The organism is Brevundimonas sp. (genome assembly GCF_965227765.1).
Classification (GTDB): Bacteria; Pseudomonadota; Alphaproteobacteria; order Caulobacterales; family Caulobacteraceae; genus Brevundimonas.
In genome coordinates, this window is the sequence record NZ_OZ245778.1 from 1,619,148 (window position 1) to 1,634,212 (window position 15,065).

Annotated in this window: 14 protein-coding genes; 10 read left to right on the forward strand and 4 right to left on the reverse strand. The window is 68.0% G+C overall.

The annotated features are described in order from the left end of the window. Positions 1-495, forward strand: coding sequence for a GNAT family N-acetyltransferase (locus ACO05L_RS07775; RefSeq protein ID WP_421731582.1), 495 nt, complete (start codon positions 1-3; stop codon positions 493-495). A 19-nt stretch (positions 496-514) separates the two neighbouring features. Here the strand turns inward: ACO05L_RS07775 and ACO05L_RS07780 are convergent, their stop codons facing one another. Then, positions 515-1,846, reverse strand: a complete 1,332-nt coding sequence (locus ACO05L_RS07780; protein WP_421731583.1) for a diguanylate cyclase domain-containing protein — start codon at positions 1,844-1,846, stop codon at positions 515-517. A gap of 322 nt (positions 1,847-2,168) precedes the next feature. Between ACO05L_RS07780 and ACO05L_RS07785 the strand changes: the two genes are divergently transcribed. After that, positions 2,169-3,011, forward strand: coding sequence for a YihY/virulence factor BrkB family protein (locus ACO05L_RS07785; RefSeq protein ID WP_421731655.1), 843 nt, complete (start codon positions 2,169-2,171; stop codon positions 3,009-3,011). Here ACO05L_RS07785 and ACO05L_RS07790 read toward each other — a convergent pair. Both ACO05L_RS07790 and ACO05L_RS07795 read right to left on the reverse strand, forming a co-directional pair. After that, positions 2,977-3,210 (reverse strand): sulfurtransferase TusA family protein, encoded by a 234-nt coding sequence (locus ACO05L_RS07790; RefSeq protein ID WP_421731584.1) that lies wholly within the window; start codon positions 3,208-3,210, stop codon positions 2,977-2,979. The genes ACO05L_RS07785 and ACO05L_RS07790 overlap by 35 nt on opposite strands. Then, positions 3,207-3,698, reverse strand: coding sequence for a CinA family protein (locus tag ACO05L_RS07795; protein ID WP_421731585.1), 492 nt, complete (start codon positions 3,696-3,698; stop codon positions 3,207-3,209). The genes ACO05L_RS07790 and ACO05L_RS07795 overlap by 4 nt, the downstream gene beginning before the upstream one ends. 87 nt (positions 3,699-3,785) lie before the next feature. Between ACO05L_RS07795 and ACO05L_RS07800 the strand changes: the two genes are divergently transcribed. Together ACO05L_RS07800 and ACO05L_RS07805 are read left to right on the forward strand one after the other, a co-directional pair. Beyond that, entirely contained in the window at positions 3,786-6,101 is a 2,316-nt protein-coding gene (locus ACO05L_RS07800) for a fused MFS/spermidine synthase (protein ID WP_421731586.1), read from the forward strand. A 1-nt stretch (position 6,102) separates the two neighbouring features. After that, positions 6,103-6,348 (forward strand): hypothetical protein, encoded by a 246-nt coding sequence (locus ACO05L_RS07805; protein WP_421731587.1) that lies wholly within the window; start codon positions 6,103-6,105, stop codon positions 6,346-6,348. On the opposite strand, the gene ACO05L_RS07810 is transcribed toward ACO05L_RS07805, so the two are convergent. Next, entirely contained in the window at positions 6,345-7,496 is a 1,152-nt protein-coding gene (locus tag ACO05L_RS07810; protein ID WP_421731588.1) for a bifunctional 2-C-methyl-D-erythritol 4-phosphate cytidylyltransferase/2-C-methyl-D-erythritol 2,4-cyclodiphosphate synthase, read from the reverse strand. The two genes, ACO05L_RS07805 and ACO05L_RS07810, sit on opposite strands and share 4 nt — an antisense overlap. 77 nt (positions 7,497-7,573) lie before the next feature. Between ACO05L_RS07810 and dusB the strand changes: the two genes are divergently transcribed. The 6 genes from dusB (at position 7,574) to hflX (ending at position 15,063) form a co-directional block, all read left to right on the forward strand. After that, positions 7,574-8,629: a tRNA dihydrouridine synthase DusB gene (dusB, locus tag ACO05L_RS07815; RefSeq protein WP_421731589.1), complete on the forward strand. Its 1,056-nt coding sequence runs from the start codon at positions 7,574-7,576 to the stop codon at positions 8,627-8,629. After that, on the forward strand, positions 8,626-10,890 hold the full coding sequence (locus ACO05L_RS07820; RefSeq protein WP_421731590.1) for an ATP-binding protein: 2,265 nt from the start codon (positions 8,626-8,628) through the stop codon (positions 10,888-10,890). Before dusB ends, ACO05L_RS07820 begins: the two co-directional genes overlap by 4 nt. Before the next feature lie 9 nt (positions 10,891-10,899). After that, positions 10,900-12,309 (forward strand): sigma-54-dependent transcriptional regulator, encoded by a 1,410-nt coding sequence (locus ACO05L_RS07825; protein WP_421731591.1) that lies wholly within the window; start codon positions 10,900-10,902, stop codon positions 12,307-12,309. Further along, complete coding sequence (locus tag ACO05L_RS07830) at positions 12,309-13,172, forward strand: D-amino-acid transaminase (RefSeq protein ID WP_421731592.1); 864 nt, start codon at positions 12,309-12,311, stop codon at positions 13,170-13,172. The genes ACO05L_RS07825 and ACO05L_RS07830 overlap by 1 nt, the downstream gene beginning before the upstream one ends. Before the next feature lie 138 nt (positions 13,173-13,310). Beyond that, positions 13,311-13,556 (forward strand): RNA chaperone Hfq, encoded by a 246-nt coding sequence (hfq, locus tag ACO05L_RS07835; RefSeq protein ID WP_421731593.1) that lies wholly within the window; start codon positions 13,311-13,313, stop codon positions 13,554-13,556. A 184-nt stretch (positions 13,557-13,740) separates the two neighbouring features. Beyond that, complete coding sequence (gene hflX, locus ACO05L_RS07840) at positions 13,741-15,063, forward strand: GTPase HflX (RefSeq protein WP_421731594.1); 1,323 nt, start codon at positions 13,741-13,743, stop codon at positions 15,061-15,063. Positions 15,064-15,065: the final 2 nt, after the last annotated feature.

Here is a 15,065-nt window from a genome sequence, read left to right on the forward strand (position 1 = left end):
GTGGACGAGGCGAAGGTCCGCATCGCAACCGACGCAGACTGGCCCGCGATCTGGCCGATCGTCGAGGCCGTGGTGCGGGCGGGCGAGACCTATACCTGGCCTCGCGACCTGTCGGAGGCTGATGCGCGGCGGCTGTGGATGGCGGCCGCGCCGGGCCGGGTTCTGGTGGCCATGGATGGCGACACAGTGCTGGGCAGCGCCAAGATCACGCCCAACCAGATGGGCCCCGGCGCCCATGTCGCGAACGGCAGCTTCATGGTCGGGCCGGCGGCGCGCGGACGGGGCGTGGGTCGGCTGCTGGGTCAGGCCGCTCTGGAGCATGCGCGTCAGGCCGGGTTCCGCGCCATGCAGTTCAATGCCGTGGTCGAGGTCAATGTGACGGCGGTGACTCTGTGGCGGTCGCTGGGTTTCGACATCATCGGGACCGTGCCCGAGGCCTTCGATCACCCGACCGCAGGTCTGGTCGGATTGCACGTCATGCACCGGAAGCTTTAGGGGGCGCCTTCGGGCGACCTCAGCCGGGGGCGGGGGCCTCGGCCTTGCGCCGCGACAGGTCGGCCGAGGCGCGCTCCAGCACCGAGGCGGGGCTTTCGCCCGGTCCGACTTCCGCCGTGCCGAGATCGAAATCGACTACGAAAGGCGAGCGCTCGGGGCCAGCATCGAAGGCGGTGCAGCCGATCACGGCGACGATCCGCTCGGCCGCCAGGCGCGCCGCGGGGCCGGGCGTGGCGGGCAGGGCAAGGGCGAAGACCTCTGGCGCCAGGCGGGCCGCCGTATCCTCGACACGGACCAGGCGCGAGACCATGGCGCCGATCTGGGGCATGGCGCGATCCAGCCAGCCGCCGACGCGGGCGTGAGCCAGGCTGTCGCTGTCGGAGACCCGCAGCACACAGACGGACAGGGGGCGGCGACGCGTGCGGGCGCCCTCGGCCAGGCGCGCCAGATGGGCGGCGAACAGGTCGCGGGTGAACAGGCCGGTCGAGGAATCCATCAGACCCGACGCGCGTGCGCCCTCCAGCGCCTTGCGGATGGCCTGCTGACGGCGGTGGGTACGGGCGAGGTCCAGAACGCGCTCGGCCGTCTCGCCCTCGGGCGTATCGGCGGCCGCCACGTCGGCGAAACCGCGATTGTAGAGCTCGGACAGGTTTATCTCGCTTGGCGTCCGCAGATAGAGGGCCAGGGGGATGTGATAGAGGCGGGTGTTGCGCTTCATGCCCGCCGCGATGGACAGGGCAGGGGCGTGGTCGGGCGCGCCCCACAGGATGGCGGCGTCGAACGCCGTCTCGTGCAAATAGTCGAAGGCCGTGTAGGGCGTAGGCGCGGCGACGACCTCGGCGCCGGCGGCCGTCATGGCGTTGGACAGGCCGATGAACCTCTGGTCCGCGCCGCCCGCGACCAGAATCTTCAGGGGCGTGTCGGGTGTTTCGGCGGTCGTCAGTTCCGCGCCGTGGGCGGCGAAGGTCACCTGACGCAGGAGGAATTCCTCCTCTGCGATGGCGGCTCTGACCAGTTGTTCGATCCGCAGCACGGCCTGGGCCGGATGGGGCGGACGCGACATGGCCAGATCGACGCCCGGCGTGTCCACATGGGCGGCGGGGCCGATGGCCACGATCGAAAGTCGCCGCGAGCCGGAGGCCTGGCGCAGGGTTTCGATCATGCCGGGATAGTCGGGGTGGCCCGTGTCCAGCACGGCGATGTCCAGAGGCACGTCGTTCAAGGCCGCGACCGCGCCCTGAGGCGTGCGCGCCGTCAGCGTGCGCCAGCCCAGGGCGTCGAGGCCCTGGCACAGGGGTTCGAGCAGATCATCCGTCTGCGCGACGACCAAAACACGAGGATCGGGACCCAAACCAGTCGTCTCCAGAATCAGCGAAGACCGTTCGCAACCGCGCCCGAGGGCCGCGCGGACCATAACGACGCGGCGGCGGCGGACGCAACGTCCTTTGGGCCCGGATCGCGCCGAAAAACATCGTCGTTCCAGTCGTCCTTCGCCGTGACTTCCCCCGGCGGCGATTTGCAGTAGTGTCCGCGCCGGGACACGGGTGGAGAGCTGTTTGTTCAACCGACTTCGGAACAGCGGCCGATCCAGCAATGGAGGCGCCGAGTTATCGCCTCTGTTCTGGGGGCGTTTGAGCGTGCGCGCCTTCACGCGCAGCTGGGGCCGCGACGTCATGCTCTACACGGGCGGGGTGTCCTTCTTCGCCCTGCTGGCCGTGTTCCCGGCCATCGCCATCCTGATCGGCTTCTACAAGGCCGTGCTGACGATCAGCCAGGTCAGCGAGCAGGCGGCGGCCCTGGCCGATGTCCTGCCCCACGCGGCACGGACCATATTCCAGCAGGAGATCGAACGCCTGGCCAATGTCGGCGCCCGCACCGTTTCGGCCCAAAGCGCCTTTGCGTTGTTCATCGGCGCCTATGCCGCCCATCGCGGGTTCAAGGCCCTGCTGGCCGGGCTGAACCTGATTCATGACGAGACCGAGCCGCACGGGTTCGTGAAGTTCAATATGCTGGCCGTCTTCGTCGCCCTGGTCGCCTTTGCACTGTTCACCGTGGTGTCGGGCGCCGTGGTCACTTCGCGTCTGCTGGAACATACGGCGGCGGCAGGCGGCGGCCTGGGCTGGTCCTTGCCGCTGGACGGGCTGTGGCCGGGTCTGGGCCTGGCCCTGGGGCTGACGCTTCTGTACCGCTACGCCATGTCCCACAGGACGCGTGTGGCCTGGTCGGCCTCGATCGCGGGCGGGGCGGTGGCCACCGTCATGTCGATGATCTCGTCGTGGCTGTGCGCCATCTATGTCGAGCAGATCGCATCACTGGGTGCGACCTATGGCTCGGTCGGGGCGGTGGTGGTGCTGCTGATCTGGCTGTCGTGGAACGTCAACGCCATCTTCTATGGCGGCGCCTTCGCCACGGAAATGGAGATCGCCGACCGTTCGCGCGGTGCGCCGGACCTGCCGTCAGAGACTGAATCGGCTTCGGTGGTCAGTCTGTCGGAGCGGCGGCGGTCTCGACCTTAAGCGTCAGCACTCCGTCTTCATCGACGACAGAAACGACACGCCCGCCCAGGTCCGCCATCAGAAAAGGCACGTCGATTCGCGCCATGGGGTCAGTGGCCAGAAGGGTCAGGACCGCACCGGGGCCTGCGCTCTCGATGGCCTTGCGCAGTCGCAATGACGGCACAGGGCACAGATGGCCCCTGGCATCGACGACGATCATGGCTCCAGCCGCGCCAGCAGCAGTTTCAGGGCGGTGCGGACACTGTCCAGCCGGATCGCCTCGCGCCCCAGGTCCCCGAAGCGTTTCTCGACATGGATCACACCGTCCGCATCGGCGGCGGCGAAATGGACCAGACCGACCGGCTTATCGGGCGACCCGCCTCCGGGGCCGGCGACGCCTGTAATGGATACGGCCAGACCTGCGGCGGAACGGGACAGAGCGCCTGTCGCCATGGCGCGGGCGACGGGCTCGGACACCGCGCCATGGGTCTCGATCATGGCTGCGGGGACGCTGACCAGATCGGTCTTGGCCTGGTTGCTGTAGGTGACGAAGCCCCGGTCGAGCGCGGCCGAGGAGCCAGCGATGGCGGTGAGGGCGCCCGCGACCAGCCCGCCGGTGCAGCTTTCGACCGTGGCCAGCATCACGCCGCGACGTATCGAAGCGGCGACCGCCTGTTGAGCCAGGGTCTGGATATCGTCTGGAAACATGGGTCTATCCGAAAGCACGGCGAGTCGGCCTAGAGTGGGCTGCTCGTGCGGGTCTGTCGATTGGCGCGCGAAGACGACGGAGCCTTCATGACCGAATCCGCCTTCGAAGCCGCCGCCGATCCCAACGCTTCCCGCGATCGGGTCACACCCATCCTGTTCGCCGTGGCCATCTTCACCTCGGCGGCCCTGGTGTTCGTGGTCCAGCCCATGGTGACCAAGCTGGTTCTGCCGATGCTGGGGGGATCACCGTCGGTGTGGAACACCTCGATGGTCTTCTTCCAAGCCGCGCTGCTGGTCGGCTATGCCTATGCCCACGCCCTGCAGCGGCTGAAGGCGCTGCGGTCGCAACTGGCGGTTCATCTGGCCTTGCTGGTGGCCGCAGCCCTGTTCCTGCCGCTGAAGATCAGCGGCCTGCTGGGCGATCCCGACCCCTCGGCGCCGATCGGCTGGCTGCTGGCGACCCTGGCCCTGTCGGTCGCCGCGCCCTTCGCCGTGCTGTCGGCGACGGCGCCCCTGCTGCAGGCCTGGTATGCGCGCGTGCGGGCGGGCCATGCGGACGGCCAGAACCCCTATGTCCTCTACGCCGCCTCCAACCTGGGCAGCTTCCTCGCGCTGCTGGCCTATCCGATCCTGATCGAGCCTTTGGCCTCCCTGTCCAGCCAGCGGGCGGGGTGGAGCGGGGGCTATGCGGTCTTCATGCTGCTGATCGTCGCCCTGGCCTGGGTCGTCTGGCGGCGTCGGGTCGAGGTCGCGGGCACGGTGATGAGCGATCCCGCGCCCCTGGCCGCCAGCCCGCAGATCCCCTGGCGTGAGAAGGGGGTCCTTGTCCTGCTGGCCGCTGCGCCGTCCAGCCTCATGCTGGGCGTGACGGCCCACCTGTCGACCGACGTCGCCTCGGCGCCATTCCTGTGGGTCGCGCCCCTGGCCCTGTATCTGCTGACCTTCGTCGTGGCGTTCCAGACCCGACCGGCGATCCCTATGCCGATCACCCTGATGATCCAGGCGGCGTTGGGCGCGGCGACGGTCAGCATGATGGCGTTCCGCACCGGAGAGTGGGCGCTGATCTTCGGCCTGCACCTGGCGACCTTCTTCTTCACCGCCCTGATGTGCCATCAGGCCATGGCGGCTCGCAGACCGGCGCCGGATCGGCTGACCGAGTTCTACCTGCTGATGTCCTTGGGCGGGGTGGTCGGCGGCGCCTTCACCGCCCTGATCGCGCCCAGCCTTTTCAACATGGTGTGGGAGTATCCGCTGGTGCTGGTGCTGGTCGGGCTGGCGCGGCCCTGGGGCGGCTGGAACCCGCTGAGCCGGGCGCAGATCGGACTGTTCCTGGCCGGCATCGCCCTGGCCATCGTGCCGCCGATGGCGCTGGAGGTCATGCGCTACAATCCCGAGTTCCGGGCGATGTTCTCCAACACCGGCATGATCCAGACGGCGCAGCTGATCCTGGGCGGAGCCGCGATCTGCGCCTTTCTGGTGCGAGAGCGGGCGATCCTGTTCACGATCATTCTCGCCGCTGTCGTCATGTCGGGCTTCCATATCGCGCGCGGCTACGACTGGGCTCTGACGGAACGCAGCTTCTTTGGCGTCATGCGAGTGGCGACGACGAACGACGAACGGCTGGGCGGGCCGGTCAATGTGCTGATGCATGGCACGACCCTGCATGGGGCCCAGGCGCGGGATCCGGGCTTCGCCTGTATGCCCACCCTCTATTACGCCCCCGCCACGCCCATCGGTCAGGCCATGCAGATGGTCCAGCGCCGGGCCTGGGGCGTCAATGTCGGCATCGTCGGGCAGGGCTCCGGCGCCATGGCCGGATACAAGCGGGGAGAGGACCGGCTGACCTTCTTCGAGATCGACCCGATGGTCGACCGGCTGTCGCGCGATCCCAAATGGTTCACCTTCATCAACGGTTGCGCCAAGAACGACGGCCCCGGCGGGCAGATTCGCACCGTGCTGGGCGACGCGCGTTTGACGATGGCCAAGGAGCCGGCGGGGACCTACGACTATCTGCTGATCGACGCCTTCTCTTCGGACGCCGTGCCGACCCACCTGCTGACGGAAGAAGCCATAGCCGGCTATCTGAAGCTGCTGAAGCCTGACGGTGTGGTGGTGCTGCACCTGTCCAACCGGAACCTGGAGATCACCCAGCCGGCCGAGGCCGCCGCGCGCACCCTGGGCGTGCCGCATCTGCACCAGATCTATGTCGAGAACGCCGAGGCTCCCGACATGGCCGAGGCCTCGACCGAGGCCCTGATCTTGTCGCCGACCGAGGCGGGGCTGGAGGAATTTCGCGCCGATCCGCGCTGGGCCTCGCCGCCCGAGACCGACGTGCGGCCCTGGACGGACGACTATGTAAACCTGTTCGGGTCGCTGTGGCGCAACATCGCTAATCGTGGATGATATGACCGAGGCCGATTTCAACCATGTGATCAGAGAAATACTCGACGCTGAAACCTCAATGCCGCGAGATTGGGCGACTGTTGAGCGTCTGTCTCTCAACCTGACACGAGATCAGATGGCGTTGCTGGCTCAACGACCCTCTTCGGTGACGCATTTCGTTGACGATTTTGATCTTCGGCGGAAGGACGATGCCTATGCCCGGCAACAGCGTGAGGCGGTGCGAGCCTATCTCGCAGGGGTGATTTAGGCGGGAAGCTCGACCGTCGCCGCTGCCTGGGCCGCCAGGCCTTCGCCGCGACCGGTAAAGCCCAGCGCCTCGGTGGTCGTGGCCTTCACGCTGACGGCGTCCAGCGGCAGGTTCAGGATGGCGGCCAGCCGTTCGCGCATGGCCAGACGATGCGGCTTCACCTTGGGCTGTTCGCAGATCAGGGTCACGTCGACATGGACGACGCGGCCGCCGCGCGCCGCGACCCGCTCGACCGCGTGGATCAGGAACTGGTCGGAGGCCGCGCCCTTCCATTTCGGATCGGTGGGCGGGAAGTGATCGCCGATGTCGCCATCGCCCAGAGCCCCCAGGATGGCGTCGGTCAGGGCGTGCAGTCCGGCGTCGGCGTCGGAATGACCGATAAGGGTCTGGTCGTGGGCGATCTCGACCCCGCACAGCCAGACGGATGTTCCCGGTCCCCAGCGGTGAACGTCGAAGCCCGTGCCGACGCGGGTCTGCATGCGAGGCGTGGTTTGGGCGATCAGGGCCTCGGCCATGGCGAAATCCTCGGGGAAGGTCAGTTTCATCAGCCGGGCGTCGCCCTGAACGAGGGCGACGCGGCCGCCGTCGCGCTCGACCACGGCGGCGTCGTCGGTGGGGGCTTCATCGCCTGGCCAGTTGGCCCAGGCGCGCGCCAGCCGGTCGGCGCGGAAGGCCTGGGGCGTCTGGGCGCGCCAGAGTTCCGCTCGGTCCACAGTGTCCGTGATGGCGCCGCCGTGGCCGCGCTTCAGAGTGTCGGGGACGGGCAGGGCGGGGATGGCGCCGTCGGCGTCGGTCAGAGCGTTCAACAGCCGGTCGATGACCGGACCGGTCAGCATCGGGCGGGCCGCGTCGTGGATCAGCACGATCTGGTCGGCCGGGCCGGTCAGGGCCGCGAGCCCCGCCTGCACGGACAGGGCGCGGGTTTCGCCGCCCGACACAGCCGCCCAGCCGGACAGGCCGGACAGGGCTTCGGCCAGCTGGTCCTGCGCGCCTGAGGGGATGACGACGACGACAGGCGCAGCGCCCGCCTGCAGCAAAGCCTCGACCGACCAGCGGACGATGGGCTTGCCGCCCAGCTGTCGCCACTGTTTGGCGCCGCCCGCCCGCGAGCCCGTTCCGGCCGCCACCACGATCCCTGCAAAAGTCATGGCGCCTTCTAATCGCCGCCGTTCCGCTTGACGAGAGGCCATGAAGACGGCGCAAAGGCGCGATGACGGACCTTGGAATGACATCAGGACTGCAGATCGGGGATGTGCGGATCGCCGGGCGGGTGCTGATGGCCCCGATGACCGGAATTACGGACCTGCCGTTCCGGCTGCTCGCCTCGCGTCTGGGGGCTGCCTATGTGGCCACAGAGATGGTCGCGGCGGCCGAGCTGGCGCGGGCGCGACCCGACGTGGTGCGGCGCGCCGCCGTAGGTGACGGTCTGAACCTGACGGTGATCCAATTGGTAGGGCGCGATCCCGAGGCCATGGCCCAGGGCGCGCGGATGGCCGAGGCCGCGGGCGCCGACATTATCGACCTGAATTTCGGCTGTCCGGCCAAGGAGGTCACGGGCTCGGCCTCCGGTTCGGCCCTGATGCGGACGCCGACCCTGGCCTGCCGGCTGATGGAGGCGGCGGTGCAGGCGACCAGCCGCCCCGTGACCGTCAAGATGCGGCTGGGCTGGGACGACAGCCACAGGAACGCCGTCGACATCGCCCGCATGGCCGAGGCGACGGGCGTCAAGGCGGTGACAGTCCACGGACGCACCCGTCAGCAGTTCTACTCCGGCGTGGCCGACTGGACCGCCGTGGGCGCGGTCAAGGCGGCGGTGTCGATCCCCGTCATCGTCAACGGCGACATCCTGACGGCGGACGATGCGCGCGAGGCCCTGCGCCAGTCGGGCGCCGACGGGCTGATGCTGGGGCGCGGCGTGTATGGCCGGCCCTGGCTGGCGGCGCATCTGGAGCGGGCCTTGGCGGGCGGCTCCGATCTGGCCGAGCCGGACCGCGCGGAGCGTTTGGCCATCGTGATCGAGCACCTGCGCGCCTCGGTCGCCTTCTATGAGGCGCCGATCGGTCTGCGGATGTTCCGCAAGCATCTGGGCTGGTACATCGAACAGGCGCCCTGGCCCGCCGACCCCCTGGAGCGCCGGTCCGCCAAGGCGCGGCTGTGCCGGCTGGACGACCCATTCGAGGTGGAGGCCGCGCTCACGCAGTTGTGGTTGGGCGACCTGCCGCATTTCGGCAACTCCGTTGTTGAGTTTTCGCCACAGCTGAGTGAAGCTGATGCGGCATGACGGACACGCCTCCATCGTTTCCTGAGCAAGATCAGGCCGAAGGCCCGCCCCCTCAGTGGTGGCGGCGGGCTACGGAAGGTCGGGCGCGGGCCCTGTTCGGCGCCGCCTATGGCCTGGCCGTCCTGATTGCTGCGGCGGCGATCTGGCTTGTGGCCGTCGCTCCGGGTGCGGGAGCCGACGGCGGGGCGAGGGCCATGGCCGGGCAGGCGGTCCTCTATATCCTTCTGGCCAACCTGATCCTGATCGGCGGCCTGGCGCTCATCATCGGCGTTCGCGTCATGCGACTGGCCCAGGATCGGGTCACGGACCCTGGCGCGCGACTTCACCTGCGCTTCGTTGCTCTGTTCTCGCTGGTGGCGGTGGTGCCGGCCATCCTGATCGCCCTGGTGTTCGGTGTGCTGGTGAACCGGGGCGTGGACCAGTGGTTCAGCTCCAACGTTCGGTCCGCCGTCGAGAACGGCGCCGAGATCGGCCGGGCCTATGTCAGCGATGTGGGCGGGAATCTTGAGCGCGATCTGGACGTCATGTCCAACGAGCTGGGCGGTATCCGGGACGCGTTCGATAACCGCATCCAGTTCTCGAACGCCCTGACCCAGATCGCCGACTTCTTCGGCTATCCGGCGGTTTATATTCTCGACAGCGACGGACAGGTGCTGGCGCGGGGAGAGCTGCCCGGCGCGCCGCCCTATGTCGCGCCGCCTCGATCCGCGTTGGAGACTGCCGCCCAGGGCGAGCGGGCGCCCGTCGAGGTGACCGAGAACCCCGATGTGGTCCGCGCCGTCTATCCTCTGCCGGACTATGGCGACGCCTATCTCTATGTGGTGCGGCCCCTGGCGCCGGGTCTGGTGGCCCAGATGCGGACAGGGGACGTGTCGATCCAGCGCTATCGCGAGGCCGAGGAAAGCCGCGCCCGCATCCAGGGCGCCTTTGCACTCAGCTATCTGGAAACGGCGCTGCTGGTGCTGGTCGGCGCGGTCTGGCTGGGGATGTCGGCGGCCAGCGCGATCTCGGCCCCGATCGGTCGCCTGGTCAAGGCGGCGGATCAGGTGGCGGCGGGCGACCTGACGGCGCGGGTCGAAAGCCGGGGCGCGCCAGGCGAAATCGCCGACCTGTCCGCCGCCTTCAACCGCATGGCCAGCGACCTTCAGGCCCAGCAGGCGGCGCTGAAGACCGCCAGCGAGGACGCCCAGTCCCGCACCCTGTTCATCGAGACGGTGCTGTCGGGCGTCAGCGCCGGCGTGATCGGCCTGGACAAGCGCGGGCGTATCTCGGCCATCAACGACAGCGCCCTGCAACTGCTGTCGATCCCCGAGGCGGACGTGCATGGCAAGGCTCTGGCCAAGGTCGCGCCGGAACTCAGCGAACTGGTGGGGCGGGTCGAGGCCCATATCGAGGAAGACATCGACATCAGCCGCGAGGGCGAGACGCGCCGCCTTCGGGTTCGCATCGAGGGCGGGCAGGGCGGCGAGATGGTCCTGACTTTCGACGATATCACCCGGCTGGTCACGGCGCAGAGAAACGCCGCCTGGCGCGACGTGGCGCGGCGTATCGCCCACGAGATCAAGAACCCCCTGACGCCGATCCAGCTGTCGGCCGAGCGGCTGAAGCGCAAGTTCCGCAGCCGGATCGACGAGGATGTCGAGATCTTCGATCGCTGCACCGACACCATCATCCGCCAGGTCGGCGACATCGGCCGGATGGTGGACGAGTTCTCGTCCTTCGCCCGGATGCCGACGCCCAAGTTCGCGGCCCAGAACCCCGCCGAACTGCTGCGCGAGGCGGTCTTCGCCCAGCGTGTGGCGGCGCCCGAGATCGCCGTCGAACTGGTCGAGCCCCTGCCCAAGGTGAGCCTGCAGGCGGACGGCCGCATGGTGGGTCAGGCCCTGCTGAATATCTTCAAGAACGCCGGCGAGGCCGTCAGCGCGCGGCGTCTGGGCGCACCCGCGGACGACACGGCGCCCGGTATCCTGGCCCGGCTCACGGTCGAGAACGGTGTCGCCACCTTCGCCATCGAGGACGATGGCAAGGGCCTGCCCGCGCGCGACCGCGACCGCCTGACCGAGCCCTATGTGACGACCCGCGAGAAGGGCACAGGCCTGGGCCTGGCGATCGTCAAGCGCATCTGTGAAGACCATGGCGGCGAGCTGCGGCTCGCGGACGCCGAGACCCTGGGCGGCGCGCGCGTCTGCCTGATATTTCCGCTCAATCCCAACGCCGTGACCTCGCCCGATGCGCTCGCATCCGGCGTCGCGGCTGAATAGCGAGGCGATATGAGAGTCACCGGAGCCGACATCCTGGTCGTCGACGACGAGGCCGACATCCGCGACCTGGTCTCGGGACTGCTGGAGGACGAGGGCCATTCGGTCCGCGTCGCCTCCAGTTCCGAAGAGGCGCTGGCCGGCATCCGGGCGAGGAAGCCCTCGCTGCTGGTCCTCGACATCTGGATGCAGGGCGGGGGCATGGACGGGCTGGAACTGCTCGACATGATCAAGGAGCTCGACGCCGACCTGCCCGTCGTCATGATGTCCGGCCACGGCAACATCGAGACCGCCGTCAGCGCCCTGAAGCGCGGCGCCTACGACTTCATTGAAAAGCCCTTCAAGTCGGACCGGTTGGTCGTGGTGATCGAGCGGGCGCTGGAATCGGCTGCGCTGAAGCGTGAGAACCGTCGCCTGCGCGCCCAGGCCGCCGTGCCTTCCGGCCTGATCGGTCGTTCGGCCGCCGCCCAGGCCCTGCGCACCACCATCGCCAAGGTCGCGCCCGCCAACAGTCGTGTGCTGATCTCGGGCCCCCCGGGCTCAGGCAAGGAACTGGTCGCGCGCCAGATCCACGAGGCCAGCCCGCGCGCTCGTGGTGAATTCGTCGCCATCTCTGCGGCCGGCATGACCCCCGAACGCCTCGACCTGGAACTGTTCGGCGAGGAGGGCGCCGATGGACGCCCGCGCAAGATCGGCGTGTTCGAACGCGCCCATAACGGCACCCTGTACCTGGACGATGTCGGCGATATGCCGCGCGAGAGCCAGAGCCGCATCCTGCGCGTGCTGGTCGATCAGCGGTTTCGCCGGGTCGGCGGAGAGCAGGACGTGCAGGTCGATGTCCGCGTGGTTACTTCCACCGCGCGCGACCTCAAGACCGAGATTTCCGAGGGCCGGTTCCGTGAGGACCTGTTCCACCGTCTGAACGTCGTGCCGATCCGGGTTCCAGCCCTGTCGGAACGGCGCGAGGACATCGCCGAACTGGTCGACTATTTCATCGACACCCTGTCCACCTCCCAGGGCCTGCCGCGCCGCCGCATGGGCGACGATGCGGTGGCGGTGTTGCAGGTCCACCCCTGGCCCGGCAACGTCCGGCAACTGCGCAACAATGTCGAGCGGCTGCTGATCCTGGCCACAGGCGATCTGAACGACCCCATCAGCGCCGAAATGCTGCCCCAGGAGGTCGCATCCTCCGGCGGCAACGGCTCCATGGGGGCGGACCGGACCATCGCCCTGCCGTTGCGCGAGGCGCGTGAAGTGTTCGAACGCGAGTATCTGGCGGCCCAAATCATGCGTTTTGGCGGAAATATCTCGCGCACGGCCGCATTCATCGGCATGGAACGCTCGGCCCTGCACCGCAAACTGAAGTCGCTGGGCGTATCTCCCGCGCGGGGCGGGGACGATGAAGAGGGAAGTCTGGACTGATGTCGCGCGTCGCCTACGTCAACGGAACCTATCAACCACTCAGCGAGGCTGTGATCCATGTCGAGGATCGCGGTTTCCAATTCGCCGACGGCGTCTATGAGGTCTGGTCCGTTTTCGACGGCAAGCTGGCCGATTTTGAAGGTCATATGACGCGCCTGGTCCGCAGCCTGACCGAGCTTCGGATCGCCATTCCCATGACACGCGGATCCCTGACCCAGGTGCTGCGCGAGACCGTGCGCCGCAATCGCGTGCGCGACGGCATCGTCTATCTGCAGGTCACGCGCGGCACCGCTCGCCGCGATCATCCGTTCCCCGCCGAGGGTACGCCGCCCAGCGTCATCGTCACCTCCAAGTCCGTCTCCTTCGCCAAGGCCCAGGCCCAGGCGGCCAAGGGCGTGGCTGTCATCACCCAGCCCGACATCCGCTGGGGCCGGTGCGACATCAAGACCGTGGGCCTGCTGCCCAACGTGCTGGCCAAACAGGCCGCCCGCGACCGGGGAGCCTATGAGGCCTGGATGGTCGACGAGATGGGCCTGGTCACTGAAGGCTCCTCGACCAATGCCTGGATCGTGGACAAGAACGGCAAGCTGCGCACGCGCGACACCCAGGCCAACATCCTGAAGGGCTGCACCCGCACCACCTTGATGGCCCTGATCGCCGAACATGGTCTGGAAGTGGACGAGCGCCCCTTCAGCGTGGACGACGCCAAGGAGGCCAAGGAAGCCTTCTTCACCGCCGCCGGCGCCTTCGTCATGCCTGCGATCTCGATCGACGGGGTCAAGATCGGCGACGGAAAGCCGGGTCCGATCGCCACGCGACTGCGCACCGAATACCTCGAGAAGGCCAAGCGCGACGCCGTGTAACGGTGATTGGCTACAGTGACGGTTGCGGCGCAGCAATTGAGACGGCTAAGGTGTTTGGGCCGGGCATCCGATCCGGTCCTGCGCCCCTCAGGCTTCGAAGGGCGTAGCGCAACAATCAAAGAACAGGCCCAACCTGCCATGACGCAAGAAAAGCGCCAGAACCTTCAGGACACCTTCCTCAACAGCGTCCGCAAGACCAAGACGCCGCTGACCATCTTTCTGGTCAATGGGGTCAAGCTTCAGGGCATCGTGACCTGGTTTGACAATTTCTGCGTGCTGCTGCGCCGCGACGGCCAATCGCAACTGGTCTATAAACACGCCATCTCGACCATCATGCCCTCCGCGCCCGTGCAGATGTACGAGCCGGAAGCCGACGAGGATTGAGCGTCTCTCCGCATCGTCCCCTCGGGCTCAACTCCAAGGCAGAATGTTGCGTGAAACCGTTGGTTTGAACGGCGAGGTATTTCGTATCGCGTCGTGACGCACTACATCCGATCCTCGGGCCAGGCCCGAGGATGACGGCCTGTGCAATACGGGCCGCTGCCTAAACCCAACCGACAGAGACCCTTTGACGTCAAAGCTGATCGACCATTCCGTTCCGCTCATCCGGGCGATCGTCATCCATCCCGATGGCCGCAGCGAAAGCTCGCGGCTGGCGGAAGAACGCCTGCAGGAGGCGGTGGGCCTGGCCCGCGCCCTGGACCTGGATGTTCGCGCCGAGGAAATCGTGCGCATTCGCAAGGTGACGCCGGCGACCCTGTTCGGCACCGGCAAGGTCGAGGAACTGGCCGCCCTGGTCCGCGCCGCCGAGGCCGAGGCTGTGGTCATCGACGACAACCTAACGCCGGTGCAGCAGCGCAATCTGGAGAAGGAATGGGACTGCAAGGTCATCGACCGGACCGGGCTGATTCTCGAAATCTTCGGCCGTCGCGCGCGCACCAAGGAAGGCCGGTTGCAGGTCGAACTGGCGCGGCTGGACTATGAGAAATCCCGCCTGGTCCGTACCTGGACCCACCTGGAGCGGCAACGCGGCGGCACGGGATCGACCGGCGGCCCCGGCGAGACCCAGATCGAGCTCGACCGCCGCCTGATCGCCGACCGCATCGTCCGGCTGAAGACCGAGTTGGAAGAGGTGCGCCGCACGCGCGGCCTGCACAGGAAACAGCGCCAGAAGGTCCCGTTCCCGACCATTGCCCTGGTCGGCTATACCAACGCCGGCAAGTCGACCCTGTTCAACCGACTGACGGGGTCCGAGGTGCTGGCCAAGGACCTGCTGTTCGCCACCCTGGACACGACCCAGCGCACGATCCGTCTGCCTCAGGGGCGACCGGCCATCGTCGCCGATACGGTGGGCTTCATCTCCGACCTGCCGCACGAACTGGTCGAGAGCTTCCGCGCCACGCTGGAAGAGGTGGGCGAGGCCGACCTGATCCTGCACGTCCGCGACATCGCCTCGCCCGACAGCGAGGCCCAGGCCCGCGACGTCGAGGCAGTGCTGAAACAGATCGAGATCCCCGAAGGCCCCAACGGCGAGAAGAAGCCGCGCCGGATTCTGGAGGTCTGGAACAAGACCGACCTGCTGGACGCCGACGTGCGCGAGGCCGTGCTGGGGCAGGCCGAGCGTCTGGCCGCCGAGGGCAAGGCGGCTGCGGTCTCGGCCTGGACCGGCGAGGGGATCGAACCCCTGCGCCACATCATCACCCGCCTGATCGACGACGATCCCGAGACCCATCTGACGCTGGAGCCGACGCAGGGCGAGGCCCTGGCCTGGCTGTATGAACACGGTCGGGTGACCTCGCGCGACACCGACGAGGAGGGCCGCACCCACGTCGTGGTTCGGCTCGCCACACAGGCCCTGGGGCGGTTCGAGCGGCAGTTCGGAGCCGACTGACC